22 protein-coding genes are annotated in these 26,464 nt (G+C 44.6%); 16 read left to right on the top strand and 6 right to left on the bottom strand.

Translation table 11 applies throughout. From position 1 onward, the window contains the following. Positions 1-12: 12 nt before the first annotated feature. A complete protein-coding gene (dnaN, locus tag IE164_RS10590) occupies positions 13-1,134 on the bottom strand; it encodes a DNA polymerase III subunit beta (protein WP_189630214.1) in 1,122 nt (373 codons plus the stop codon). Positions 1,135-1,391: 257 nt separating this feature from the next. On the opposite strand from dnaN, the gene IE164_RS10585 reads away from it, so the two are divergent. From IE164_RS10585 to IE164_RS10570, 4 genes are read left to right on the top strand one after another with little or no spacing between them, the layout of a single operon-like run. Continuing rightward, entirely contained in the window at positions 1,392-3,518 is a 2,127-nt protein-coding gene (locus IE164_RS10585; protein WP_189630213.1) for a nitrite/sulfite reductase, read from the top strand. Position 3,519: 1 nt separating this feature from the next. Then, positions 3,520-4,278, top strand: a complete 759-nt coding sequence (gene cobA, locus IE164_RS10580; protein WP_189630212.1) for a uroporphyrinogen-III C-methyltransferase — start codon at positions 3,520-3,522, stop codon at positions 4,276-4,278. A 1-nt stretch (position 4,279) separates the two neighbouring features. Further along, entirely contained in the window at positions 4,280-4,894 is a 615-nt protein-coding gene (locus IE164_RS10575) for a precorrin-2 dehydrogenase/sirohydrochlorin ferrochelatase family protein (RefSeq protein WP_189630211.1), read from the top strand. Beyond that, on the top strand, positions 4,875-5,192 hold the full coding sequence (locus IE164_RS10570) for a rhodanese-like domain-containing protein (protein ID WP_189630210.1): 318 nt from the start codon (positions 4,875-4,877) through the stop codon (positions 5,190-5,192). The genes IE164_RS10575 and IE164_RS10570 overlap by 20 nt, the downstream gene beginning before the upstream one ends. A gap of 85 nt (positions 5,193-5,277) precedes the next feature. On the opposite strand, the gene gldG is transcribed toward IE164_RS10570, so the two are convergent. Continuing rightward, entirely contained in the window at positions 5,278-7,689 is a 2,412-nt protein-coding gene (gene gldG, locus IE164_RS10565; RefSeq protein WP_189630209.1) for a gliding motility-associated ABC transporter substrate-binding protein GldG, read from the bottom strand. Further along, positions 7,686-8,588 carry a gliding motility-associated ABC transporter ATP-binding subunit GldA gene (gene gldA / locus IE164_RS10560; protein WP_189630208.1) on the bottom strand — a complete coding sequence of 301 codons (903 nt, stop codon included), beginning with the start codon at positions 8,586-8,588 and terminating at the stop codon, positions 7,686-7,688. Before gldA ends, gldG begins: the two co-directional genes overlap by 4 nt. Positions 8,589-9,349: 761 nt before the next feature. On the opposite strand from gldA, the gene IE164_RS10555 reads away from it, so the two are divergent. Beyond that, complete coding sequence (locus IE164_RS10555) at positions 9,350-10,471, top strand: serine hydrolase domain-containing protein (RefSeq protein ID WP_229838637.1); 1,122 nt, start codon at positions 9,350-9,352, stop codon at positions 10,469-10,471. 242 nt (positions 10,472-10,713) lie between these two features. Here the strand turns inward: IE164_RS10555 and IE164_RS10550 are convergent, their stop codons facing one another. Beyond that, positions 10,714-11,403 carry an SDR family oxidoreductase gene (locus IE164_RS10550; protein WP_189630206.1) on the bottom strand — a complete coding sequence of 230 codons (690 nt, stop codon included), beginning with the start codon at positions 11,401-11,403 and terminating at the stop codon, positions 10,714-10,716. Positions 11,404-11,624: 221 nt separating this feature from the next. Between IE164_RS10550 and IE164_RS10545 the strand changes: the two genes are divergently transcribed. The 10 genes from IE164_RS10545 (at position 11,625) to IE164_RS10500 (ending at position 23,338) form a co-directional block, all read left to right on the top strand. After that, complete coding sequence (locus IE164_RS10545) at positions 11,625-12,188, top strand: hypothetical protein (RefSeq protein WP_189630205.1); 564 nt, start codon at positions 11,625-11,627, stop codon at positions 12,186-12,188. 166 nt (positions 12,189-12,354) lie between these two features. Next, positions 12,355-14,763, top strand: a complete 2,409-nt coding sequence (locus IE164_RS10540; protein WP_189630204.1) for a TonB-dependent receptor — start codon at positions 12,355-12,357, stop codon at positions 14,761-14,763. A gap of 72 nt (positions 14,764-14,835) precedes the next feature. Next, positions 14,836-15,153, top strand: coding sequence for a hypothetical protein (locus IE164_RS10535; protein ID WP_189630203.1), 318 nt, complete (start codon positions 14,836-14,838; stop codon positions 15,151-15,153). Next, positions 15,153-15,428 carry a hypothetical protein gene (locus tag IE164_RS10530; RefSeq protein WP_189630202.1) on the top strand — a complete coding sequence of 92 codons (276 nt, stop codon included), beginning with the start codon at positions 15,153-15,155 and terminating at the stop codon, positions 15,426-15,428. The genes IE164_RS10535 and IE164_RS10530 overlap by 1 nt, the downstream gene beginning before the upstream one ends. Positions 15,429-15,441: 13 nt before the next feature. After that, positions 15,442-17,490 carry a PepSY-associated TM helix domain-containing protein gene (locus IE164_RS10525; protein WP_189630201.1) on the top strand — a complete coding sequence of 683 codons (2,049 nt, stop codon included), beginning with the start codon at positions 15,442-15,444 and terminating at the stop codon, positions 17,488-17,490. A 162-nt stretch (positions 17,491-17,652) separates the two neighbouring features. After that, positions 17,653-18,276 (top strand): helix-turn-helix transcriptional regulator, encoded by a 624-nt coding sequence (locus IE164_RS10520; RefSeq protein ID WP_189630200.1) that lies wholly within the window; start codon positions 17,653-17,655, stop codon positions 18,274-18,276. A gap of 320 nt (positions 18,277-18,596) precedes the next feature. Then, positions 18,597-20,855 carry a TonB-dependent receptor plug domain-containing protein gene (locus tag IE164_RS10515; RefSeq protein ID WP_189630199.1) on the top strand — a complete coding sequence of 753 codons (2,259 nt, stop codon included), beginning with the start codon at positions 18,597-18,599 and terminating at the stop codon, positions 20,853-20,855. Next, positions 20,852-21,940: an HmuY family protein gene (locus IE164_RS10510; protein WP_189630198.1), complete on the top strand. Its 1,089-nt coding sequence runs from the start codon at positions 20,852-20,854 to the stop codon at positions 21,938-21,940. Before IE164_RS10515 ends, IE164_RS10510 begins: the two co-directional genes overlap by 4 nt. Positions 21,941-21,944: 4 nt before the next feature. Further along, on the top strand, positions 21,945-22,421 hold the full coding sequence (locus tag IE164_RS10505; RefSeq protein ID WP_189630197.1) for a DoxX family protein: 477 nt from the start codon (positions 21,945-21,947) through the stop codon (positions 22,419-22,421). After that, on the top strand, positions 22,418-23,338 hold the full coding sequence (locus IE164_RS10500; RefSeq protein ID WP_189630196.1) for a DUF6607 family protein: 921 nt from the start codon (positions 22,418-22,420) through the stop codon (positions 23,336-23,338). Before IE164_RS10505 ends, IE164_RS10500 begins: the two co-directional genes overlap by 4 nt. Positions 23,339-23,433: 95 nt before the next feature. On the opposite strand, the gene IE164_RS10495 is transcribed toward IE164_RS10500, so the two are convergent. Beyond that, positions 23,434-24,252, bottom strand: coding sequence for a purine-nucleoside phosphorylase (locus IE164_RS10495; RefSeq protein ID WP_189630195.1), 819 nt, complete (start codon positions 24,250-24,252; stop codon positions 23,434-23,436). 236 nt (positions 24,253-24,488) lie between these two features. Here IE164_RS10495 and IE164_RS10490 point away from each other — a divergent pair, with 236 nt between their 5' ends. Continuing rightward, positions 24,489-25,016 carry an NADPH-dependent FMN reductase gene (locus IE164_RS10490; protein WP_189630194.1) on the top strand — a complete coding sequence of 176 codons (528 nt, stop codon included), beginning with the start codon at positions 24,489-24,491 and terminating at the stop codon, positions 25,014-25,016. A 148-nt stretch (positions 25,017-25,164) separates the two neighbouring features. Here IE164_RS10490 and IE164_RS10485 read toward each other — a convergent pair whose 3' ends face one another. Continuing rightward, a complete protein-coding gene (locus IE164_RS10485; protein ID WP_189630193.1) occupies positions 25,165-26,364 on the bottom strand; it encodes a LamG domain-containing protein in 1,200 nt (399 codons plus the stop codon). Between the last annotated feature and the right edge of the window lie 100 nt (positions 26,365-26,464).

Raw genomic sequence — 26,464 nt, 5'->3', positions numbered from 1 at the left:
TTATATAAAACATTAATAGTTGTTCAACATAACAGGCATTACCAGCATGAGTATATCCTCACTGTCATCCTTTTCAGTAGGTATAATGAGGCCGGCACGGTTAGGGGCCGACATTTGCAGTGTAATAGATTTCGAGTGCAGATTGCCAAGCATTTCAACCAAAAACTTAGCATTGAACCCAATTTCGATATCTTCTCCCTCATGCTCGCAGGCCAAAGTTTCTTTAGCTTCATTAGAGAAGTCTAAATCTTCGGCAGAAATTGTAAGCTCGCTGCCGGTAATCTTAAGCCTGATTTGGTGGGTGGTTTTATTGGCGTAAATGCTGATACGCTTTAGAGAGCCTAGCAGCTCGCTGCGCTCAATGGTCATTTCAATCGGATTCTCGGTAGGAATCACATTCTCATAATCCGGGAAACGCTCATCGATCAAGCGGCAGATCATGCGAATATTGTTGAAGTGGAAGTAGGCGTTAGACGCATTGTACTCCAATACAACATTCACATTTTCTGAAGGCAATGTAGACTTCAAAAGGTTAAGGGCCTTTCTGGGTATAATTATAGACATTCCGGAGTCGGTAGCCACATCCACTCTTCTATAGCGCACCAAACGATGGCCGTCAGTAGCTACAAAAGTAGTGTTGGTATCGCCCAGCTTCACAAATACTCCCGTCATGGCTGGTCTCAACTCATCGTTGGAAGTAGCAAAAATGGTGTTATTAATCGCACTGCTCAAAACATCGGTCGACATATCTACGGAATAGGCATCGGTTACTTCCGGTACCTTAGGGAAATCCGTGGCATTTTCTCCGGCCAGTTTGTAACGTCCATTGTCTGAGTTGATCTCTACACTGTATGTTTCCTGGTCAATGCTGAAGGTAACCGGTTGTTCGGGAAGGTTCTTCAGGGTGTCCATCAGTATTCTGGCAGGCACCGCTATGCTTCCATCTTCTTTGGCCTCTACATCAATCTCGGTGATCATAGAGGTTTGTAAGTCTGACGCAGTGATGGTCAGAAGTCCATCTTTTATTTCAAAAAGGAAATTCTCTAGAATAGGAACAACCGGATTGGTTGTGATAACGCCATTGATATTAGACAGGCGCTTTAAAAGTTCAGCTGAAGAAACAATAAACTTCATAGAAGATCGATTTTTTGAGTGGTTTTAATAAGCGGATAAAATTAAAAATAAAATCTATATCGCCCATTAAATGTAAGCATTTTGAACCCGATTGACTAACAAGCACCTCATCTCTCGCACTAGTCGTTTAAAAGACCACCATTCACCCAACCACTTATCACATAGCTAAAAATATTACCCTATTATTTTGGTAGACTTTATATTCTTTTATTTAAACTTGCAGAATATTTCCTATCGTTTTTATAGACTAATAAGTTATGAGCCTGTCCGTAAACCAAAGCATAAGCCCCGCAGCCCAAAAAGATATTATTGAGCTTCAAAAGCGAATTGAGAAGTTTGAGCAAGGAGAGATTGCCGAAGACAAGTTTAAGTTATACAGACTTACCCGCGGAGTTTATGGCCAACGGCAAACGGGTGTCCAGATGATTCGTATTAAACTACCCTATGGTAAAGTTACGCCTAGGCAGCTCATTACCATTGCCAATGTATCTGATAAGTACGCCACCGGCAACCTGCACTTAACCACCCGACAAGACATTCAACTGCATTTTGTAAAGCTAAAGGACTCCCCTGCTCTCTGGGCCGACCTGGAGGCCAGTGATGTGACTCTGCGAGAAGCCTGCGGAAACACCGTTCGCAATGTTACCGCTTCGCCCGATGCCGGCATCAACCCCAATGAGCCTTTTGATGTAACTCCCTATGCGCATGCCCTCACCCATTTCTTTTTAAGAAACCCCATTTGTCAGGACATGGGTCGCAAGGTGAAAATTGCTTTTGCATCAGACAGCACCGACTCGGCCATGACCTACTTTCACGACATTGGTTTTATACCCCTTGTTAAAGATGGAATTAAAGGATTCAAAGTAGTACTGGGAGGTGGCCTCGGGGCACAAGCCATGTTTGCCCAAACGGCCCACAGCTTTTTACCGGCCACTGAGATTATTCCCTTCTCTGAAGCAGTTATTCGCGTATTCGATCGCTATGGAGAGCGAGCTAATCGCAGTAAGGCGCGCATGAAATTCCTGCTCAAAAAAATGGGGCTGGAACAACTCATGAAACTGGTCAACGAAGAGCGCAAAGCCCTAAAAGGCTACCACTGGCCCATAGACGAAACTATAGGTAGAGTAGAACAGCCCAACCCTCCACACCGCGAGGTGGAAGTGAGTAATCCTACGGCCTTTGAAAACTGGAAGCGCACCAACACTTTTGTGCAAAAACAGACCGAATTTAGGGGTATTTGGGTACGTGTACCTTTGGGCGACATAAATGCCGAAACCGCTCGCAAGCTCGCTGGCCTGGTAGAACAATATGCTGCACACGACATTCGGGTTACTGCCAATCAGGGTTTACTCATTAAGTATGTCAAGCCCGGCCTGCTCCCCCTTTTCTTCCAGGAACTTACCGCTCTTGGGCTTGCCAAAGCCGGCTTTGATAGTACGCACGACATTACTTCATGCCCCGGCAGCGATACCTGCAACTTGGCCGTAACCAACAGCACAGCCCTTTCCACTACCCTGGAACAGATGCTGGAAAATGACTTCGAACACCTCATTAATGAACGCAACATTAAAATTAAAATCAGTGGGTGTATGAACGCCTGTGGGCAACATATGGCCGCCAACATTGGCTTCCATGGCAGCTCTATAAAACATAAAGGGCTGGTAGTTCCGGCCATGCAGGTGGTAATAGGCGGAGGACTTTCTCCTTCCGGAGAGGGCTTTATTGCCGAAAAAGTAATAAAGCTGCCCACCAAGCGCATCCCCAACGCCCTGGCCTTGCTGCTCACAGCCTATGAAAAGGAAGCTGAAGAGGGCGAATACTTCAATGATTACTTTCAACGAGTTGGTAAAATGCACTTCTACCATCTGCTAAAACCATTGGCGGAAACTGATAACCTAACCAGTGCCGAGTTTATGGACTGGGGAAAACAAGAGCAGTTTGTTCCGGAAATTGGTGTTGGCGAGTGTGCCAGTGTAATGCTCGATGTGATTGGAACTATTATAGAAGAAGCGCAGGAACGACTGGACTGGGCCAGCGATGGGCTTAGAGAAGAAGCCTATGCAGATGCAATTTACAATGCCTATTCAGCCTTTGTAATCGGTGCTAAAGCTCTACTTCTTAGTGTAGATATTAAGTGCAACACCCAAATAGGAATACTGGAAAGTTTCGAAGAGCACTTGGGACAAACGGAAGACTTCGGCCAGGCCAAGAGTTTCAAAACTCTGGTTTTGCAAATGAAATCGCAGGAACCTGAAAAGGACTTTGCCCATGAATACTTCCAATCCGCAAACTCATTTCTCCGGCAGGTAAGAACCTTCAGACAGAAACAACTGCAAAGCGAAGGGAAAGAAAAACTAGTTATCAGCGATTTTTATAAAGCATAGAATGACCATTACTCCTAAACTTTCGCTAGTAGGTGCCGGCCCGGGAGACCCCGAGCTTATTACCGTTAAAGCCATTAAAACTCTGGCCGAAGCCGATGTGGTGTTGTATGACGATTTGGCCAGCAAGGCATTGCTTTGCTATGTTAAAAAGGGGGGCGAAAAAATATATGTAGGCAAAAGGGTGGGCAAACATAGTCATACCCAGCAGGCCATCAATGAACTGATCGTTCACTTTGCGCAAACCAAAGGGCACGTGGTCAGACTCAAAGGTGGAGATCCTTTTATTTTTGGCCGGGGATACGAAGAGCTGGATTTTGCCCGACAATTTGGTATACCCTGCCAAATAATTCCGGGTATTAGCAGCGCTCACGCGGTACCGGCCTTGCAAGAAATACCCATGACATCGCGCGGATATAGCCAAAGCTATTGGGTGGTAACGGCCACCACCAAAGAAGGCTTTCTTACTCCCGACATTCATTTGGCGGCTCAGTCTACTGCTACGGTGGTCATACTAATGGGTACCAAAAAACTGGCCGCCATTTGCGATACCTTTCGTGAGCATGGCCGCCACAATGCCCCGGTGGCCATTATTCAGAACGGATCGCTGCCGAGCGAAAAGATAGTAACGGCCACCATTAATTCTATTGAAGATGAAGCTTTTGCCCATGGCATTTCTTCGCCTGCCATAATTATTGTGGGCGAGGTAGTAAAACTAGGGAAATCATACCTACGGCAAATTGAATACGCTACTACACTTTAATATGTCTAACAACCTCTACCCCATATTTCTAAAAGCCCATCAGCTAGACACCCTCATTATTGGGGGAGGTTCGGTTGGGCTGGAAAAGCTCTCATTTATGCTCAAAAGCAGCCCTGATGCCCGGGTAACTTTGGTTGATAAAACCATTCGGTCCGAAATTCGGCAGTTGGCAACCCGGCACCCTCAGATTACTCTTTTGGAGCGGGAATATTTTACCGAAGATCTAACCGGTATGCATCTGGTGCTGGTAGCTACTGAAAATCCGGAGACAAACCGTAAGATTCAGCAGGAAGCCAAAGACAGGGGTATATTGGTGAATGTGGCCGACACCCCCGAACTGTGCGATTTTTACCTGGGCAGCATCGTTACCAAAGGCCATCTAAAGGTTGCCATCTCAACCAACGGCCAGTCGCCCACCATAGCCAAACGCTTAAGAGAAGTGCTTGACGATGCATTGCCTGAGGAAATTGATGAACTTTTGCTACGAATGAAGCAAATTCGCAATCAGTTAAAGGGTAACTTCGGTTACAAAGTAAAAGAGTTGAACCGGCTAACTTCGAGCCTGGTTTATGGTACTAAGCATAAAGAAAACGAGAATGAAAGAGATAACAGTTAAGGAGTTAAAGTCGCTGATAGACAATGGAACGGATTTTCAACTCATTGATGTTCGGGAGCCACACGAAGCCGATATTGCAGCAATTGGAGGCGAGCTTATTCCCTTGGGCACAGTGCCTCAAAACGTTGATAAATTTGCCAAAGATAAGCAGGTTGTGGTGCATTGCAGAAGCGGCAAAAGAAGCGGAGATGCCATTGCCTGGCTGGAGGCTAACCACGGTTTTACCAATCTATATAATCTAAAAGGTGGTATTCTGGCCTGGGCCGATGAAATCGATCAGCGCGTGCAGAAGTATTGAGGCTGATTTTAACAACAGGTTGCCTGATTGAGGAGCAATAGTCGAATAGACTTCTATCTATTGGGCTATTGCCCGGCTCAGGGTATCAAAATCCGGAATACTTCCTTTTTCGAAGCACCCCTCTTGCCAGACCAAAAAGCACCAAAATAACCAAGGGTCCTGCCAGGTTTAGACTTTGCCAATAGGTTCTTTCTTCCTGAACTTTAATTCTATTCAATGGCCTCAGAGTTATTTCTTTATTTCTCGAAGTAATCAGCCCTTCTTCATCGGTCATATAGGCCAATACATTGAATAAGAAGTCTCGGTTGGCATACTTAAGTTTTTCGCCCTCTTCCACAAAAGGATTAAAGCCCAATGGGTAGGGCTGTCTTGTTCTAAGGTTCAGTTCATTTCTTATAAAGTCGCCATCAGATACCACCACAATTTTAGCTCCTGTGCTACGGTCTTTGAAGAGCGCCTGATCGATAGAATCGGGCAACACCCTGTTTTTAAACAGTGAGGTAAACTGTCCTTCCAATAAATATGCTGCTACCTTTCGCCCTCCATTAAAGAGTTGCACATCGGGCTGATTAGCATAATCTTCAAAAGCCACCGGAGCCGGAGCGGGCAAGATTCGGGTATATTCAGAAGTATACATAAGGGGTGTTTTACTCACTCCCTCTGCTTTTACCGTATCCATGGTACTAAAAAACCGCAGGTATACAGCATCGAGGTTTTTGCTGGCGGGATGATCGGCAAAATCGGTAACCGAGGCATAAAAAGGCCATGGCAGGTTAATGATATTACTATTATCGTCTATCACTACCGGATAGCGTCCAAAGTTTTGAATGTCTTGCACATAGTTTTGGTTCAAACGTACGCCATAGCGAAACAGAAGGTCTTCCAACCCATGATTGACTGGTGTGGCCAAAGTACCCATACCGGCAGCATTAGACATATTTACCTCCAGCGATTCCATAAGAAACACCACATCACCCCCATGCATTACGTATTGATCGAGCACATATTTTTCGGCCTTGCTAAAGCTGGTTTTAGGTCGGGCAATAATTAGTGCGTCAATCGAATCGGGTGAAAGGGGCTTGTTAAGACTCACGTCTTTTATATTGAAATACTGCACCATCTCACCCATAAATCCGGCAATATGAACAGAATCCAGTTCATTATGACCCCTCACCATACCTATGTTTTTTCGGTTGAGATTGGCCAGTCGTTGAATACCCACCGCCAGCTCAAACTCAATGTTTTCTATGGCCATATTGATGGTTTCGTTTGGATTGCCTCCTTTGGCGCCTTTGAACAAAAGAATGCCGGCAGCCTGACCGTCATAGCGTACAATTACATAAGGAAAAATAATCTTCTGGATTTGCTTACCGTCTTGCGTATCGAATACACGGGTTGGCTCAAAACCCTGACTCATTAGGTAGGCAATGTTTTCGTTTCTGGTTTTAGCGTCTTCTGCAGCCGAAGGGTCGACAAAAAAGTAGTTGATAGCCCCTGGCTTGTACACATCGAACTCTTCTATGGTTTGTTTAATGGCTCTTCTAAAGCGTTCAAAACCGCTTGGCAAATCTCCGGCCAGTAAAACTTCAATGGTCATTGGGGCTTCTAGCTGACGCAGCAACTCTTTGGTTGCCGGTTTCAGAGTATACCTTTTATCTTCGGTGAGGTCATACCGGTAAAAAAAGTTAGCGGCCAGAATATTGAAAACTAATAATAGAACAAAGGCCAAAATCACCCGCTTCATCAAGCGAGAACGCACAGGCTTATAACTCAATTTTCTGGCAATGAGTCGCCAATGGGTAACAATGAGTATAAATACAACGGTAGACACAAAAAACGCCACGTTGCGAGTATCTATAAGGCCCCGGCTCAACGCATCGTAATGATAACTTAGGCTCATTTCCTCCAGATAAATAGCCCATTCTCCCTTTAATAAATCGGCCAGAGAGCTCACACCTGTATAAAGGAAGAAGCAGAGAAAAACAGCCAAAATAAAAGACACAATCTGGTTTTCGGTAAACGAAGAGGCAGCCAGGCCCATGGCGGTAAACACCCCTCCCAAAAGAATTAACCCAAGGTATGAACCCGTAATGCCGGGAACATCCAGATTACCTATTGGGTTTCCGAGCTGATAAACGGAATAAAAATAGACTAGCGTGGGCAATACCGAAAAGACTACCAGAGTAAAAGCGGCCAGGTATTTCCCCATTACAATTTGCCACTCTGTGAGCGGCTTGGTGAGTAATAGTTCTATGGTTCCTGTTCTTCTTTCTTCGGCCAACATGCGCATGGTTATAGCCGGAATGAGGAACATGAAAACGAACGGCCCCAAAGAAAAGAGGCTTTCCATATCGGCAAAGCCATAGTTAAGTACGCTGGTTTCCGGGAAAACCCACATGAGTAAGCCTATTCCGGTAAGAAAAACACCAATTACTACGTAGGCGATAAGTGAATTTAAAAACTGCCGAAGTTCCTTGCTGTATATGGCCCACATCATTGATTCGACTGTGTTAAACGATGAAAAATTTCTTCCAACTCTTGGGTTTCCTGACTCATACTTAAAATAACCCAGTCTTCGTCCTTAGCCATTTTAAACAGAACTGAACGAAGGTCCTTACCTTTCTCACAAGCAATAACATATTCATTGCCACCTCTGTTTTCTGCCTGGCCCAACACCGCGAGCTTTTCAATGTTGACGGGGGCTTCAAACTCCACTTTCAATACCACCTTATTGCCCATGAGGTTTTGGAGCGTATCGTCTGCCACAATTTTGCCCTGGTTTATTATCACCACCCTGTCGCACAGGGCCTTTACCTCTTGCATTATATGTGTACTGAAAATTACCGTTTTGTCCCGGCTCACCTCTTTGATGAGCTTTCTGATTTCCACCAATTGATTAGGATCTAAGCCAGTAGTAGGCTCGTCCAGAATAAGCACTTCGGGGTCGTGAAGCAATGCCTGGGCCAGCCCCACCCGTTGCCGGTAGCCTTTCGAAAGTGTTCCTATTCGCTTGTTCTGCTCTTTGGAGAGTCCGCAAAGAGCCACCATTTCCATAACTCTTTCTCTGCCTTGCTTTCCCTTTAGTCCATGCACAGCGGCCATAAATCGCAAGTATTCATGCACATACATATCCGTGTACAGCGGATTGTGTTCGGCCAGATAGCCAATTTTCTTTCGCACCTCTACAGGTTGGTGCATCACATCATGCCCACAAACCTTTACGGTGCCCTCAGTAGGAGGAATGAAACAGGTAGCAATCTTCATGGTAGTAGACTTGCCAGCTCCATTGGGGCCAAGGAAGCCAAGAATCTGCCCCTTAACAGCCCTAAATGAGATGGTATCTACAGCCCTCTGGGCTCCATATGTTTTGGTGAGTTGCTGAACTTCTACAGACATCGGACAATGAACGTCTTTTCTTTATTGGAATTGTCAAAGATAATGGAGAAGACGAAAGCCGGAAGGTGGAAGGCAGAAGTTTTTATGAAGAGCAAGCTAGAAGTTAGATCAGAGATCAGTAAATAAATGGGTGGTTCACAATTCTTCTTTTTTAATATTACTATTGTGCGATTTTTTTATCTTCAATATTCATTAAAATCCCCTTCAGAAACCCAATAAGGTATGCTATGGGGAATAAATAGCAAGCTACAGGATAGGGTTACTTACTTAAGTTGCAAGAAGTGCATTTCTGAACCTTGCCTCCATTAGTGTCTTCGCAAGTGACTGTTAAAAGACCCTGTGAGGACACAGCTTGTGGCTAGTATACTGGATCTTACAAGTGCGATCTAAATGAGTAACTCTACTATAGTAATAGATCCACCACTATTGTGGCGCATAGTGTATGTGGTGCGGTACGCAAGAAAAGCCAACCGCACATTTTAGCACACCGGGCAGTTCATCAGATCAGACCTTCACTTTTAATAATAGCTCACCAGACTTTCTTAGCCTCTTTTCGCCAGTCATTTCTCCGTTATGGTTGTTCGCAGCATCGGAGTTTGGCTAAAAGTGTGTAAGCTTTTATATTTTTTTATATTCAACACCTCTTCACCAACACACAAGGCAAAGACTAACTTTCATGGATGTTCCTACCCCCCCTACTTTGGGTATATTAGGAAATAGTTTCTTATTGAATACAGCGGATAATAACGAAGGCATTCATTATGAAAAACCGAATGATAAAATATTTAACCGTAACAATTGGAGTCATAGTTTCAGGTTGTTCGAATGGGCAAACAACAACCGCAATAAACGGTATTCAGAACACTACAAAAGGAATTACTCAAGAACAATCTGAACTAATATTTAACAACACCAAGACATTTCCAAACAACACACAGTTGTCGATTGCTCTTATCAAAAACGGGGAAGTTGACTTTGTTGGGGTCAAAAGAACTGATGACACCATTAGGCGAATTGAAAATTTTAGGGAGGTCTTTGAAATTGGTTCGATAACCAAGGTGTTTACGGCCACACTATTATCCGATTTAGTCAACAACCAGACCTTGGAATTAGATGGTAACATCCAGGATTATGTCGACTTTAAAATTAAACTGGAAGAAGGAATAACCTTCAAAGAGTTGGCAAATCATACTTCCGGACTACCAAGGCTACCTTCAAATCTAAACCTCATGCTTGCTGACCGAGACAATCCTTACAAAGATTACGATGAGGAGAAGCTGAAAGAATATCTAACCACTGAGATCCAACTGGGTCAAGAGCCCGGTGTTAAGTATGAATACTCCAATCTTGGCGCTGGAATTTTAGGGTTCGAATTGGCCCTCATTACAAATACACCTTATGAATCTCTATTGCAAGAGAAAATCTTCCAGAAATATAAAATGAGCAACTCCACAAGCGAAAGGGAGCGCATAGAATCTAAACTCGTAAAAGGCTTGAAGCCCAACGGCAAAGAAGCTCCAAACTGGGATTTTGGTGCTTTAGCAGGTGCTGGAGCAATATTTTCTACAGCGGAAGACTTATCAAAATTTGCTTTGGCTCAATTCGATAATAGAAACACAGAACTGGCCTTAACCCAAGCGCCCACATTTAAAATTAATGACAACATGCAAATAGGGCTTGGGTGGCACATTCTCCAAAGAAAAAATGGTAGGGAATTGATTTGGCACAATGGAGGAACAGGAGGCTATACTTCGTCCATGGCTTTAGATTTAGAAAATAAAAATGGGATAATAATACTGTCTAATGTTTCCGCTTTTAATCCGAACATGAGACATATCGACCAATTGTGTTTTGCGCTGATCGATACTTTGGACAACAAATAATCAACTACCGGCACTAGTCATAAGCGATTGCCCTTCTCTCGCGCGAGAACTACGGGGAGAGTTCACCGGCCTTATACTCGATTCTCCTGAATGGGAAGGCTGATTATAAGCCTATAAAAAATGCCCAACCACTTCTGCAGTCGGGCTACTCTATAGTTTGTTTTTAGTTCGGAAAAGAAACACCACCTCTCTGTTCCTTGCCCTACTGGTTTAGTCTAAAATCTAATACCTGGCACTTAACCTTACCCCTTCGGCTTTAAAGGCCTCACTTCCACATCTACCACATGGTAGTTAGGGTGGGTTTGCAAAGCACCCAAAACGGTTTGCGCTATATCTTCCGGGCGCATCATATGCTCATTGGCATTGGCAAAAGCAATCTTGTCGAAGAAATGAGTATTGGTGCTTCCCGGATAAATGGTAGTTACCTTAATACCGTGGTTGCGTAGTTCTTTAAAAATGGAATGTCCTATACCCGTTACGGCATGCTTGGTACCCACATAGCCCGACATGGTTTCCACTCCATTGGTTCCTGCAATGGAAGAAATGTTCACAATATGCCCTTCTTCCATGGCGATCATATCCGGCACGGCCAGCTTGGTGCAATAGAACAGCCCGTGCACATTTACATCGAACATTGCCTTCCAGTCGTTCACATCCATTTCATGGATCAGGCCCTGTACTCCAAAACCTGCATTGTTTACCAGAACTGAAGCCTTGCCGAGTTTTTCGCGAGTGGCTTTAGACGAAGCCTGCACATTGTCCCAGTCGGCCACATCGGTTTTAAAGAAGTGGTAATTTTCATCTTCTATGCTGTTATTGGTTCGCCCCCACCCGGCTACTACCATGCCGGCATTGAGCAATATTTTCACTGTTTCTAAACCAATGCCTTTACTGACACCGGTTACAATAGCTAGTTTTCCTTTTAATTCCATGCTTATTAAATAAATAGAGCGATAAGAAGGTTCGCAGTTTGGTAGAAAAATTTTGTGCTATACTCAGAAGTCTTCAGAGTTTCCATACAATTTCCATATCCCCGAATTAGAAGCAATGATACCATAGAAAATTGTAAGGCCCTTTTGAGTTGTCCAAAGATTTTTCGGAATGAGTGCTTAAGTTGAAACACTTAACACCACAATGCTTATCTTTCCTCTTTATGAGCAATAAAAAACCTATACTAGACAGCCAGGCTTACATTACCCTTGGTTACCTGGCCATAGTGGTAATTGGTATGATGTTCGACTACAAATACTACAGCCACTTTGCCATTAACATTTTTGAATACGCAGACATACTGGATTTTTTGCTGGCCCCGGTTAAAAACCTCGAGCTTATTCTATTTGCTTTAGGCAGCCTCATTCTAGTGCTCATTTTCTTCCGGATAGATCAATTTTGGCAAGATCGATGGCCCAAAACCTACAAGCGATTCAATTTTGGAATGTCTATAGAAGCCCTCAAAAAATACAGGCCGTTTATTATTGCTTTGTCCAGCATAGCCTATCTCAATCTGGCTTCTAAATTTTATGGCGACCGAATGTTTGAGCGTTTTCAATCTTCACCGAAAACCGTAGAAGTTGTTTTTCAATCAGACGAAAGGGTGCTTAAGGGGAACCTGATTGGTAAAAACACCGACTACATACTTATGCAAACAGAGGGAAAGGTAATAAAAGCCATACCGGTTTCGTCCGATGTGCAAGAAATAATCATTCACCGCCCTTAAAACCACTTTATCTAACCCTTCTTACTCTTGGAGACCATCGGCTCTTGAGCCCCTGGCCTCCACGGCACTTCTCTTCTACTACCCCGTTTTTCACTAGAACTAGTGATTGCAGCGGGCGAATGACTGATATACTTTTGCGTCATTATTAAGAATCAGTCTAAATAAGATGAAAAGAATTTTACAGATAATGACCTTGCTGCTTTTTGCAGCCCCCGCTTTGGCCCAAACAGGCCACCTCAAAGGAAAAGTGCTCGACAACAGCCAGGACCCGCTCATTGGAGTAACCGTTATGGTTGTGGGTACCGAGAAAGGAGCAATAACGGATATTGACGGCTCATTCAATATTTCAGGCCTACCGGCCGGTACAGCAGTGGTGCGCCTCTCTTTTGTAGGGTTTAAAACGGTGGAAATAACCACAACCATTGAGCCCAAAAAAACCACCTTGCTGGAAGACATTACTCTATACGAAGGCAATGAGATACTTCAAGATGTGGTGGTAACCGGCAGTCGGGTAAATGCTTTCTCGAGAGAACAAACAGCCTATGTAGCCAAACTTCCGCTTAAAGACCTGGAAAACACCCAGGTATATAGCACCATAACCAGCGATCTGCTGGAATCGCAAACGGTAACCAGCTTTGAAGACGCTCTAAAAAATGCCACGGGAGTGGACAAACTTTGGACGTCTACAGGAAGAGGGGGCGATGGTGCAGGTTACTACAGCCTGAGAGGTTTCTCTGTACAGCCTCAGCTGGTAAATGGTATGCCCGGCTTAACCAACGGCACCATTAATGCGGCCAACATTGAGCGCATTGAAGTGATCAAAGGCCCTTCGGCTACCTTGTTTGGCAACTCGGTAGGTTCGTATGGTGGTATTATTAATGTGGTAACCAAAAAGCCCTTTGTGGGCCGCGGAGGTAGCGTAAACTATACCACTGGCTCTTTCGGACTCAATCAGCTAACGCTCGATTACAACACAGCTCTTGACAGTGAAGAAGATGTTTATTTCCGAATAAACACTTCATACCTCACCAAAGGCAGCTTTCAGGATGCCGGGTTTCGCGAAACTTTTTTTATAGCCCCCTCACTTTCTTACAGAGTAAACAACCGTTTGAGTTTCAACTTCTACGGGGAAATTACAGAAGCCACACAAACCAACCCCACTATGCTTTTCTTAAACCGTGCTGCCCCAAGTGAGGCTGGTTCTTTGGAAGAGTTGGGCTACAACAACGAGCTGTCGTTTACCAGCAACCACCTAACGCTTTCTAACCCTACGAGCAACTTTAGGGCAGAGGCCAACTACAAACTTTCCGACAATTGGACCTCTCAAACACTGGTATCTACCAGCCATACCACTACAGACGGCTACTATTCATACCTCTACGATTACGGTATTTTAGGTGGCAACACTTTCACCCGCTTTATTAGCAAGCAAAATGCACAAACTAACACCTTCGACATACAGCAGAATTTTACCGGTGACTTTCTGTTAGGCGGTATGCGCCACAGAGTGCTAATTGGGCTCGACTACCTGGCTTCCCGCTATGTAGACAACAGCTCAGGGTATGCCTTTTACGGCAATGTGAGACCCAATGGTGAAGCCATTGCCGACAACCCCTTTACTCCTGCTGTAGAAACCGGTAGTTTTCCACTAACCACTGCAGCGGTAGATGCGGCTCTTGCCGCTCAGGGACATGGGTCTACTTCGGTGAAACGCGAGGTGCTTAGCTCTTATATTTCGGATGTGGTAAATATTACCCCTCGATTTTCGGCCATGGCCAGCCTTCGTTTCGATCGGTTTGAAGACAAAGGAAATCTGGAAGGTGTCGGAGGCTACGATCAGTTCACTCTTTCTCCAAAGTTTGGACTGCTCTACCAGCCGGTAGCCGATAAGCTTTCGATATTTGCCAACTACCAAAACAGCTTTAACAATGTGGCTCCTGCCCTGGTGGGCGACCCTAACAGTGGCCCTCAGTCGCTCAAGGTATTCGACCCGGAGCAGGCCAATCAACTGGAGTTTGGGGTAAAAGCCAATCTTCTGGACTACAGGCTTAATGCCACACTTAGCTATTACGACATTACCGTTAGCGATGTAGTAATGACAGACCCTTCCGACCCGTTCAACCGAATTCAGGAAGGAGAAGTAGTGAGCAGTGGTTTTGAGCTGGAGGTAAATGCCAACCCTATTGATGGTCTAAATCTGAGAGCCACTTTTGCCGACAATGATAGCGAAACCACCAATACAGACAACGCCAACATTGCGGGCAGAAGACCTCTGGGCGCGGGCCCTGAAAAGGTGTATAGCTTCTGGGCAAGTTACAGAACACACAAAGGTTTGGGTGTTGGAGCCGGTTTCAATGGTGCCAGCGAACGAGCTACCATTAACTATGCCGCTACGGGCAACTTTATACTTCCTGAATACACTATTGCCAATGCATCGGTATTCTACGAGGTATCTAAGTTTAGAATTGCCCTTAAAGTGAATAACCTGTTCAATAAACAATACTACTCAGGTTGGACCACCATAACACCACAGGAGCCAAGGGCATTCCTGGCCAGCTTTAAGTACTCATTTTAATAGTAATGTCAGCCAGATATGCCGGAGTTTTGCCTTTGGGCTAGCTTCGGCACTATCTGTTTAATTTCTTCTATGATTAGCATTTGTGCATTCGTAATTCTTGCCGGTTGGTACAGCTTTTATTTAGCCTCAAACAGGCTGAGGGCACTTCAGGCAAACACAGCCGTATGGCCTCAAAGATACCTGAAACTGATAGGCTGGTGTACATTTCTGGTGGCCTTTAGCCTGCTCATTTGGTGCTACGGATGGGGTGCAGCTATTGCCTATGGTCTTTTGTTGAGCATGCTCATGCTCTCTTTGCTGGTGACCCTATACCCTATGCGCATAATTGGTAAATCTGCGCTTGCTGTGCTGTTCATTCTCTCGCTAACCCTGGAATTATTTATATAATGCCCGCCAACTCCAAACACCTTTCTTCTCCAGAGCAACGCTTTGCGAAGCTAAGTGCCGGCCTTTTGGGAGGCTACCTGCTCTCCGCCACTCTGCACTATGTGCTGGGCATATGGCTCGGTAATCCTGCTTATGTAGTAGTTACCTCTATTTACAGTCTTTACCTGGTTTGGATGCTCTTGTTCATAGTTCCTTATTTGTTTACAAACGGCTGGAAGGCCTGGGCCTACTACCTGGGAATAATGCTCGCCTTGCTGTTACTCTCCACCCTATAACCGAAGTTAACACATGACAGATTCAGGCAAACGCAACTACCACGTTTTTTTTCATCTACATACCGTATCGGGCATTGTCATCAGCACTGCTTTGTTCATAATTTTCTTTTGTGGTGCCTTTGCCCTCATAAAAGATGAAATAACCGCTTGGGAGAAAGGCAAAAGGGTTTTTCAGGAAGAAGCCCTCAATATAGACTATGATCGTGCCATAGACAGCATAAAAGTGGCCGACTATGATTTGTATGGGCGCGATTTGAGGATTTTAGTACCCGATGCCAAGCAAGAAATCTACTTTCAGCTTAGCGAGTCGCAAGACAGCACCATTACCTTCAAAGACGATCAGGTATATTACTTTTATGTTGATGCGCACGAGTATACTCTCTCGGCCTACTATGCCTTTTATAGTATTGGTGAACTTATATACCGGCTGCACTTTTTCTCTCAAATCCCCTATGTAGGCATATACCTGGCCGGTTTTGTGGCCTTCTTCTTTCTGCTTGCCATTGTCAGCGGTGTTATTATCCACTGGAAAAAGATCGTCTCTAACTTCTATCTTTTCAGGCCACTAGCCAAAGTCAAAACCGTTTGGACTGATGCCCACACGGCTTTGGGCGTCATTGGTCTACCCTTTCAATTTGTGTTTGCCCTCACGAGTTGCTTCTTGTGCATGAGCATTTTTGTACTGGCTCCGGCAAACCTCATGTACAAGGGCAATCAATCTCAAATGATGGAAGAGGTTCGCCCGATGATGAAAGCTTATACCCTGGGAAACCCGGCACAGAGCATTGGCAGCCTGAACGGTTTTATGGAAGAGGTGCAAAATCGTTGGGAAGGTTTCAGGCCAGTACAGGTTTACATCCGCAACTACGGAGCCGATAACATGATTTTTCAGGTAGACGGCATGGTTATGAACCAAAAGAAGTTTGTAGCCCATGGTAGGGCCGTATACGATGTAGCCAGCCGTGAACTCATTGCTCAAAAATTGCCTGATGAGTGGAATTATCTGGAAGGTGTGGAAACAGTTGTTCGTGCCTTACACTTTGGCGATTGGGGTGGGTATACCCTCAAAATAGTATACTTCATTTTGGCACTAATTACCTGCTTTGTCATTATCAGTGGCGTGCTAATATGGCTTACTGCCCGGGAAAAGAAAAGCATCTCTCCGAGTCAACGGTTATTCAACCGGAAAGTAGGCCATGTATTCATTGCCATTTGCATGTCTATCTACCCGGTGACAGCCTTCGCCATGATTGTCGCCCGTCTTATTCCGCGCGAAATGGACGCCAGTCGTCAAAGCATTCTTTACCTAGCCTTTTTTGTGATTGGGCTTTTTGTGGTGTTGTTCTTCCGGTTCAAACGCAACAACCACTTTACCACCCGATATTCCCTGCTTGCCGGTGCCGTATTGGGCTTACTAATTCCTCTAGTCAATGGAATGGTTTCAGGCAACTGGTTTTGGACAATGCTGGCCGAAAACCAGATAGAAATAGCCCTGGTAGATATGGTATGGATATCGCTAAGCGCAACCGCCCTGTTTACCCTAAGCAAACTAAAAAAACCAGAGCCGCTGGTTCCTTCTCACGAGGAGCTACTGGCTATGCAGAAAGAAGAATTTATCAACGAGTTGACCGCTCTACCCAAAACTGAAAAAACCATGAAATACAAAATTGCAATACTCTGGCTAGCCAGCGCCATTGGCTTTATACTACACGGTATGTACGGACTTTACGGGGTCTATTACCATGAAAGTCTGATGATGGAAGACGCCACCGGAGAAGTGCCTCTGGCACACCACCTATGGCGGGTTGGGCTGGAAGGTATGGCCTTCCTCCTTTCTGTACTGTGTCTGGAACTTCGGGCACGATGGTTCTATTGGACAGCCTTTACCTGGGCCATTTTACACGGCCTCTTCAATGTATATCATCTGGCCACGGCATTGATGTATGAACCATCTAACCTCTCGGAAATACTAGCCCTGGCCGTAATGGTGGTAATTAGTGTATTTCTGATAAAGGCCTTCCGGGAATGGAACAAAGAACTGATAGTGAACCCTGAAGAATAACAGGGTTTTGGGGGCACTTCTTCCCACTGTTTGGTTTTGGCCACAACCAAGGCTGCTTATGGCCATATGAATTGATGGTAGGTAAAACAACTTGATAAAAAGGTGCCCTGCTATTGATTTAGCTATTATTTTTGCATTGTTTTTATTCAGTCTAAATAAGAATTGAGATTTAGTGTAGCCATATACGACCCACAATACCTTACCCGGCAGGGTATGAAAGCCGTAGTGGAAAAAGTTACACAAGCCCAGGACATACATCTTCTCAAAACCGATCAAAACCTGGAAGATCAGGTATATAGAATTGAACCCCAATTGCTCACCCTGGAATATAAGGGAAGGCACACCATACAACCCCAAACCCTGGAGCGGATAAAACTGCGGTTACCCGATACTCGTGTATTGATTATATCGGATGATGACGATGCCCTGATGATTAAGCAATACCTTGGTTTGGGTATTGAAGGGTTTCTAACCAAACAATGCTCTACTCATGAACTCACCAAAGCTGTAAACAGCATAATGAGTGGCGGCAAGTTTTACTGCCAACGCATAATAGAAGTCATCACTCAAAAAGACATTCCCAATGCCATGGAACTGTCAGACAGGGAAATGCAGGTTATTCGCTACATAGGCAAGGGACTTTCTTCCGAAAGAATTGCCACAGAACTTAATGTGAGCATTCACACCGTAAACTCTCACCGCAAAAATGTACTCAAAAAACTTGGCCTGAAGTCTCCTACCGAGCTAATCGTATATGCCGTTAAACAGGGCTGGGTGTCCATTTAAGCACGACTATTTTCGTATATACCATCGGGTATTAAAAGCCTTTGCACAGGCTATTGTCCTTTCGAAGAAACGGTCTGAAATAAATAGAAAGCCTCCGGTCAATGGATCATTAACCGGCTTAAAAACCATTCGCCAGGTTTAGAGGCTAAGCTGTCAGCTTTACACTTCAGCCTTTTTCCCTTCTCTTTCCTCCCCCCTGACTTGTTGCTTCATCATTTTCCTACACTACTAGAACTAGTGATTTTCTTTTACTAGAAGTAGCGATTTCCCGGCAGGCATGGGTACCATACCTTTGTCACTATTAAGAATCATTCTAAATAATGAATCAAATAGCCCGGATCATCTTACTAGCTGCCATTTGCATTCCTGCCCAAGCCCAGCAATTGGTTTTTATGGATGAAGAAGAGCAGGTGGGCATTCCATATTTAACTGTTATTGTAAGCGAACAGGCGCGTACCTTACACCTATTTACCGATGCCCAGGGAAGGCTAAACTTACCGGCTCTCAATTACCCTGTTCGCCTGCAAACATCGCACATAAACTATCCGGCACTTTCAGACACCTTGCGTTCGGCAACCAATAAAACCTACGGACTCAAAGCTAAAATCAATGCACTGAATGATGTGATTGTTACGGGGCAATTTGCTCCTCAGTCTGTGCGAAACTCCGTATTTCGAGTAGCCACTATAACCCGTGAGGAAATTGAAAACCGGGGTGCCATAACTCTGGAACAGGCCTTACAAAATCGACTGAACATGCGCATTTCACAAGATCTGGCCATTGGTAATGCTACGGTCAGTCTCCAGGGTATTTCCGCGCAAAATGTAAAGATTCTCATTGATGGGGTACCACTGGTGAATCGTAATGGCAATGGCAATGCGGCCGACCTTAGCCAGATTAACCTTCAACAGATTGAACGTCTCGAAATAGTGGAAGGCCCAATGGCCATAAACTACGGAGCTAATGCTTTGGCTGGCGTGGTTAACTTAATTACCAAAAAAGACTTTGAGCGATCTACCGAAGTAAGCGCCTTCGTGCAATCCGAAACTGCTGGCAACGAAGCCGGCCCACGAAATGGTAAGCACGTTCAGTCACTTCAGGTAAATAAAAAACTGAGTAAGAAATGGTCATTGCTAAGCCATATTCAACACAACGATTTTCAGGGATTTACAGGCTCCGCCCCATTGAGAACTCACGAATGGAACCCGAAGAACCAGCTCTTGGGTAGCCTGCTCGTAAAATTTGAGACTCCTAAGAAAAGTATCTATTACAGAGGTGAGGCCCTGAATGAGCTGATTGAAGACTTTGGCCGCCCACAGAATAACTTTCAGCCCAACGGGCAAAATCAGCCTTTCGCCATAGATGAAACATATACCTCACAGCGCCATACCCATCAGTTACAGGCCGAGGGTCGTTCGGATGTTTTCAAACAATACAACCTGTTTCTTTCTTTCTCGGACTTTCAACGCCAAAAATCACGCTTTTCTAAAAACCTTATCAATGGAGAGGAACGATTAACAACCGGAGAGGGAGATCAGGATTTGAGCACTTATCGGGTGTGGGAGTCCGGAGGAAGCACTCAACTTTCAGTAGGTTCAAAAACAGCCATTCAGTTGGGCTATCAACTGTCGCTCGAAAAAGTAGGGGGAGGACGCATAGCGAAGGGGCGTCAGGGAATCGAGGAATATTCGGTATACAGCTCTGCGGAGTGGATGATACATCCAAAACTTGTGCTGCGTCCCGGGGTTCGCTTTACTCATAATAGCGGCTTTGGTCAACAGCTTATACCTGCTCTTCAGGTAAAATATGAGCTTTCTTCACTCAACCAGCTTCGGCTGTCTTATAGCAGGGGCTTTAGGGCTCCCTCGGTACGTGAGCTTTACTTTGAGTTTGTAGACTCCAACCACCGTATATTTGGCAACCCCAATTTAAAACCGGAAACCTCACATCACATTGGCCTTAATCTGGTGGCCCACTACTCCCTGGGCAAGCAAGCTGTTCAAACGGATATCAACTTGTTTTATAATCAAATTGAAGATCAGATTGGCATTGGCCAACTACCCAATGACATTACAAGTGCCACCTATATCAATATAAACCAGTTCAAAACACTGGGTATTAATATTCAAAAACAGGCCACATGGCGAGAGCTCGGTGTAGCTCTTGGGGCAGCATACGTTGGGCGCTCCAACCGGCTTCAAAATCTATCGCCTTCTCTGGAACAATACCTCTATTCTCCCGAGCTAAACGCCCATATAAGCTACCATTTCAAAGCCTGGGGTAGCCGGTTGAATCTATATTACAAATACACCGGAAAGCTTCAATCATACTTTGTTGGTAGCGAAAACAACACCATTCAACTTGGCGGCATAGAGGATTATCACTGGCTTGAAGCCACGATAAACCAGCACATTTCTAAAAGATGGCAAATGCTACTGGGTGCAAGAAACTTATTTAACATCCGGCAACTCAGTAATTCAGGAGCAGGTGGTGGTGCCCACAGCGGAGGCAGTTCAGTAGCACTCTCCTACGGCCGGTCTTATTTCATAAAAATTAGCTATAACCTACAATTCAAATGATAAAGATAAAACGAACTCCATTTTATGCCGCCCTTTTGGCGGCAGGCCTCTTCAGTTGTACCGAAGATGATGGTCCTGTAACTATTCCCCCTACCGAAAGTGCCGTTATGGATCCGTCCGTAGGAGGCCCCAATCAGCCTAACCAGGTATTTGTAGACCTTTCTACCGAAACCCAAACCTCAGTAGCCCGCAACCACTGGGATCTGGCCTTCTATACCGGTTCCGAGTTCAGGGTACTATTAAACAATTCCACATCAGCTCTGGCCGATGAGTTGGCCAAAACAGATTTGACAGCAGTAAGTGCAGAAGACACCACCGGATGGGGTGCGCGACTCGATATCGATGCCATATTCGGAACACTTTTCGGGCCTCAACGTCCGGAATGGCTACCTGAAGCAGCCACCTGGATGGACGATCCCTCGGGAGACCTCTCCACAACTGCCATTGCTTCTATTAAATCCAATGCCGATGACAACCCGGTGTATATCATCAACCGAGGTAAAAACCCCGATGGTAGCCAAAGGGGATGGAAGAAAGTAAAGATTACACGAAACGGCAGTGCCTATGTACTTCAGCATGCCAACATTGGGGCAGAAAGCTTTGAACAACTGACCATTCAGAAAAATGCCGACAGCGATTTCGTGTACGTAAGTTTTGAGGATGGCATAGTCTCCGTGGCACCCTCCAAAACGGAGTGGGACATGGTATTTACCGTCTTTACCAACCTGCTTCCCATAGACGCTAGCACCCGAATTCCTTATGCTTACAAAGACTATATTCTTACTAATGCCGGAAGAGTGGAAGTGGCTCAGGTGCAAGCGGAAGGAGATGTGACTTATGAGGGCTTCTCGCACGCACAAATCAGCACTGTTTCTTTTAAATCGCAAGTATCGGCCATTGGTAGTGGCTGGAGGGTTGTTGCCCAACCGGGATCTGACCAACAAACAGGAGTAAAGGAAGATGTGTTCTACATCATTAAAGATACGGAGAGCAACTACTACAAACTGCGCTTCACGAGACTTGTAGACCCTGTCTCGGGTGAGCGCGGCCACCCACAGTTTCAGTACCAACTTCTTGTCCCATAGCATTATGAAGCACATTATTCACTATTTGGTTATTGCCATCAGGCTTGCCTTAGGCATACTCTTTATTTATGCTGGTATTCAGAAGTTTAAGCCGGCTGCACCCAAGCCGGAAACAACGCAAGAAACCACCATTAAAGCCCAGGCAACCGAAGTACCGGAGAATGTTGTAAAAATCAGAGCTTACATTGGAGGGCTCAAGCAAACAGGCTTTTTCTGGCCCATGCTGGGTGTAGCCGAAATTACCTGTGGTCTGCTACTCATTAGCCAGGTATTGGCACTTCTGGGAGCGGTAATGCTCATTCCTCTGACACTAAACATCTTCCTTTTTGAAGTATTCCTTGGGGGAGGCAATGTTGGAGAGATAATTACTCACGGACTCTATTTTGTCGGCAACATTCTACTTCTCGTTCACGGTTATCCACGCCTAAAAGTGGCCTTTCTAACTACAGACAATCAATTCCAAAAAATTATACAAGTATGAAAAAGTTAAGCATCATTGCCCTTTGCCTTCTTAGCGGCTCATTGTGGGCACAAAGCAAAAAGCAGAAAGACAGAGAAGCGATTAAAAGCATGTGCGGTTGCTATGAGGTTCGCTTCAACTTTGCCGAAACTTTTAGCCCTTTGCCGGACTACGAGTTTCATGACAACTATAGCTCGGGAGCGCTCGAGTGGGTAGAACTGGTAGAGGATGAAAAGGATAAAATCTCCATGCAGCACCTCCTAATTGTAGGAAACGGTCAAATCGTAAAGCACTGGAGACAAGACTGGATCTACGAAAACACCCAACTATACAGCTTTATGGGCAATAGCACCTGGCAACGACAAGTGCTAGACAAAAAAGCAGTGAAGGGCCAGTGGACTCAGAAAGTATTTCAGGTAGATGATAGCCCTCGTTACGAAGGAACTGCCACCTGGATTCACCAGGACGGAAGACACTATTGGGAAGCCAGCAGCTACTCACCATTGCCCCGAAGAGAGTTCAGCAAAAGAAACGACTATAACGTGATGTTGAGAGTAAACCGGCATGAATTGACCGGCAATGGATGGATACATGAGCAAGACAACGACAAAATTTTAAGGTCTGCAGAAGGCGACAAGCTTTTAGCGCAGGAGAAAGGATGGAATACTTACCAAAAGGTTGCTGATGAAAAGTGCATAGCCGCCCGGCAATGGTGGGCTAAAAACCAACTCTACTGGAAAGAAGTGCGTGCCGTGTGGGAAGAGGTATATGCTGAAAACCCTGTTCTCACAATTGCCACCAGGCAAAACGATGGGCTGCTCTTTGAAAAGATTTTTGCGCTTGGCGACCAGGTAATGGAACAAGACACATTCAATATTCAAGAAATCAGAGCCCAAGTCAAAAGCCTGATATCTTCTCACAAAAGTGAGGGCCAATAGCGAATCATTGGTTTACTTGAGAGGCTATCTCATACCCTAAACTTCGCAGAGCTTAGGTGGGTTGAGGTAGCCTCATTTTTACATGCCCTCCCTAACTATTGCCTGGCAATGAGCTCGCGGATAATTCGAGTCATTCCCTTCTCGGCTTGTGCTGCCGCAGCCAGTATTTTCGAAATCTCTACTTTTTCCAGATGGTCAGGGTCGCAGCGATCGGTGATAGCCGATATGGCAAAAACAGGCAAATCCATATGTCGGGCCACAATGACTTCCGGAATGGTAGACATACCCACTGCATCGCCTCCAATACGGGCAATGAACCTGTATTCAGCTCGTGTCTCCAGGTTAGGTCCACTCACCCCTGCATAAACACCCTCATGACAACGGATACCATTTGCACGGGCTATCTCCATAGCTTCGTCAATCATCTTTCGTTCATAAGGTTGGCTCATATCCGGAAAGCGCCCTCCAAATTCATCGAGGTTAGGCCCGGTAAGTGGATTTTCTTTGGTGAGATCGATGTGATCTTCGATAATCATTAAATCTGCTACCTGAAAGCTCAGGTTCACACCTCCGGCTGCATTAGAAATGAAGAGCTTCTCTATACCCAGCATCTTCATTACCCGAACAGGAAAAGTAACCTCTTTCATATTGTACCCTTCGTAGTAATGAAAACGCCCCTGCATAGCCACTACACTTTTTCCGGCCAGCTCACCAAAAATCAGTTTACCCTGATGGCTCTCTACCGTAGACACCGGAAAATGAGGAATACTATCGTAAGAAATTTCATCAACAATTGATATCTCGTTGACCAAAGCACCCAATCCCGTACCCAGAATAATCCCAAACTGAGGCCTCACTTTTGTCTTGGATTGTATATATGTGGTGGTTTCCCTTACTTTTTCTGAATAGGTCATAGCTAATGATTTACAGTGAAAGACAAGAAGGATTGTCCGGGTCGAAATTAAACGGATATTTTCAATTGGCTGGTACAATTCCTAAAATTCCATCGAGCCGTTGCCAATCAATACACTGTCCATTGAACCTTTTACATAAAATATCAATTTGCTGTACATACATACTTTGAAATAATGCAAACAGAGGTCGGCATTTTTGGTGAATGACTTTAAGTTTGCGCTGCAAAGCCTTTAACATGATCACCATAGTAGTAGGAACAAACAGAAAAAACTCAATGAGCGGCAAAGTAGCTCATTACTACCAAGATATACTGAAGAGCAAGTTTAGCGGCCCCACTCAAATAGTAGATTTAGCCGAACTACCGGGCGACTTTGTAGGCACTGCGCTTTATGACAACAATGGTAAAAACAGCAAGTTCAACGCTATTAGGGAGCGAGTCCAGGCTTCTGATAAAATTGTATTTGTGGTGCCGGAGTATAATGGTTCTTTCCCGGGTGTATTAAAGGCTTTTATTGACGGACTAAAATACCCAGAGGGCATTCGTGATAAGAAAGGAGCTTTAATAGGTGTTTCTTCTGGAGTTCAGGGGGGTGTATTGGCTATGGCACACCTTACTGACATTTTCAACTACCTGGGTATGCACGTTTTGGCCATTAAACCTAAGCTGGCCGGAATAGAAAAGCACTGGGATGGCACCAGAATCACCAACGACTTATACAACACCCTTTTGCACCAGCATGCGGAGAAGTTGGTGACATTCTAATTCGTTTTTCATGCCGCTGAACCCATTTACCAACTGACAGGTTCGTTTGAGCCTTCTTCTTAAAAAACTAAAGCAAATTGAAGGTGACGGGAATAAAAAAAGACAGCCCATGGCAGTAGGCTGTCTTATTCAGTTATTGCATATACCTTTATTTCTTTTCCAACTTCTCAATTCTTTCAGTAAGTTCTTTCACCAATTCTTTTAGTACAGTATTTTCTGCCTCCTGAATCTGAATCTTCTTCTCCTGCTGAATTGTATAAAGTGTTAACTCTTCGATCTTTTTAAGAAGGGTGGCATCCATTTGACCTAAGTCTACTCCATCCTTTTCGACTTCTTTAGCAGAAGGAACGTCAGGTAGGTGTTTATTTGCATTGATAAAGGCCTCAAGCTCAACTAATGACATTAATGAAAAGCTAGGTGAAAACACATAATCAGGCCAATTAGTTAATGACTGTACTTTAACACCCTCGGACAATATTTTTCCCTTTACTGCCAAAGAGTATTCGACATTACTATAACTTATACCTATGCTCACCTTACCTTTATCGTAATAAATATTGCTATCTGGCTGTATCTTCCAAACACCATAGGAAGTGTTCTGAGTCGGTTCTTCAGGAATACCGTCTGTAAAAAGTGCTGTAACCTCCTCATTACTTAGTGCTCGATTATACACAACTACTTCATCATAAACAGCATTAGCTACCCTATTTGCGGTGCTTTCCAATCCTCTTGCTATTCTAAAATAACGACCAACATTATTAATATCACCTCCCCCCACATTTGTAACTGCTTCTAAGACACCATTTAGATAGAATTTAATGTTCGTCCCCTCTCTCATACCAACCAGGTGATTCCATACACCAACACCTACTTCGTTAATTGCAGGCTTTGCAGTGTAATAAGTGTTACCGATTTCTATTGAGAAACTCGGAATATTAGAATCCTTACCAGCTCCTCCTCCAATCCCTAAAGCCCATTCATTAGTACCAGGTGAAGCACCAGTATTCCATTTTGAGATACCTTGAATATTATCCCAGGCACTAGTCGTTGATAATTTCTTAACCCAAAACGCTATCGTAAAATCCTGATTACCAAAGTCAAAAGCCGATGTATCTTGAATGTAGAATGAATCACTTTGCCCATTAAATTCAAAGGCCGAATTCAGATTACCATCCTTATCGGAGGTTAAGGAAGGGGCTGTTCCAGCCACACTTAGAGAATGATTACCTGTCAAATCTATCCCTGTTCCATTAAATGGCAAGTAAAGTTGAAGACCGTTCCAAAGATCAACCTGGCCAAAGGATATCGAGCAAACAAACATTAAAACGAAGACAAATACCTTTTTCATTGTTTATGCATTTATTGTTAATAAGCTAAATATAGAAAAAAGGAAACCAACTAAGGTATCTACCTTTATTACTGCTAAATATAAAAAAGACAGCCCATGG

The organism is Roseivirga thermotolerans (genome assembly GCF_014653175.1).
Lineage (GTDB): Bacteria > Bacteroidota > Bacteroidia > Cytophagales > Cyclobacteriaceae > Roseivirga > Roseivirga thermotolerans.
This window is presented reverse-complemented; position numbering and strand designations above follow the sequence as displayed.

Bases quoted from the DNA above. Each gene is read 5' to 3' on its own strand.
- IE164_RS10495 (WP_189630195.1), bottom strand. From the start codon at position 24,252: ATGACCTATTCAGAAAAAGTAAGGGAAACCACCACATATATACAATCC.
- IE164_RS10510 (WP_189630198.1), top strand. From the start codon at position 20,852: ATGATAAAGATAAAACGAACTCCATTTTATGCCGCCCTTTTGGCGGCA.
- IE164_RS10545 (WP_189630205.1), top strand. From the start codon at position 11,625: ATGAGCAATAAAAAACCTATACTAGACAGCCAGGCTTACATTACCCTT.
- IE164_RS10500 (WP_189630196.1), top strand. From the start codon at position 22,418: ATGAAAAAGTTAAGCATCATTGCCCTTTGCCTTCTTAGCGGCTCATTG.
- IE164_RS10555 (WP_229838637.1), top strand. From the start codon at position 9,350: ATGAAAAACCGAATGATAAAATATTTAACCGTAACAATTGGAGTCATA.
- gldG (WP_189630209.1), bottom strand. From the start codon at position 7,689: ATGATGTGGGCCATATACAGCAAGGAACTTCGGCAGTTTTTAAATTCA.
- dnaN (WP_189630214.1), bottom strand. From the start codon at position 1,134: ATGAAGTTTATTGTTTCTTCAGCTGAACTTTTAAAGCGCCTGTCTAAT.
- IE164_RS10570 (WP_189630210.1), top strand. From the start codon at position 4,875: ATGAAAGAGATAACAGTTAAGGAGTTAAAGTCGCTGATAGACAATGGA.
- IE164_RS10490 (WP_189630194.1), top strand. From the start codon at position 24,489: ATGATCACCATAGTAGTAGGAACAAACAGAAAAAACTCAATGAGCGGC.
- IE164_RS10530 (WP_189630202.1), top strand. From the start codon at position 15,153: ATGCCCGCCAACTCCAAACACCTTTCTTCTCCAGAGCAACGCTTTGCG.
- cobA (WP_189630212.1), top strand. From the start codon at position 3,520: ATGACCATTACTCCTAAACTTTCGCTAGTAGGTGCCGGCCCGGGAGAC.
- IE164_RS10515 (WP_189630199.1), top strand. From the start codon at position 18,597: ATGAATCAAATAGCCCGGATCATCTTACTAGCTGCCATTTGCATTCCT.
- IE164_RS10575 (WP_189630211.1), top strand. From the start codon at position 4,280: ATGTCTAACAACCTCTACCCCATATTTCTAAAAGCCCATCAGCTAGAC.
- IE164_RS10505 (WP_189630197.1), top strand. From the start codon at position 21,945: ATGAAGCACATTATTCACTATTTGGTTATTGCCATCAGGCTTGCCTTA.
- IE164_RS10535 (WP_189630203.1), top strand. From the start codon at position 14,836: ATGATTAGCATTTGTGCATTCGTAATTCTTGCCGGTTGGTACAGCTTT.
- IE164_RS10540 (WP_189630204.1), top strand. From the start codon at position 12,355: ATGAAAAGAATTTTACAGATAATGACCTTGCTGCTTTTTGCAGCCCCC.
- IE164_RS10525 (WP_189630201.1), top strand. From the start codon at position 15,442: ATGACAGATTCAGGCAAACGCAACTACCACGTTTTTTTTCATCTACAT.
- IE164_RS10550 (WP_189630206.1), bottom strand. From the start codon at position 11,403: ATGGAATTAAAAGGAAAACTAGCTATTGTAACCGGTGTCAGTAAAGGC.
- IE164_RS10485 (WP_189630193.1), bottom strand. From the start codon at position 26,364: ATGAAAAAGGTATTTGTCTTCGTTTTAATGTTTGTTTGCTCGATATCC.
- gldA (WP_189630208.1), bottom strand. From the start codon at position 8,588: ATGTCTGTAGAAGTTCAGCAACTCACCAAAACATATGGAGCCCAGAGG.
- IE164_RS10585 (WP_189630213.1), top strand. From the start codon at position 1,392: ATGAGCCTGTCCGTAAACCAAAGCATAAGCCCCGCAGCCCAAAAAGAT.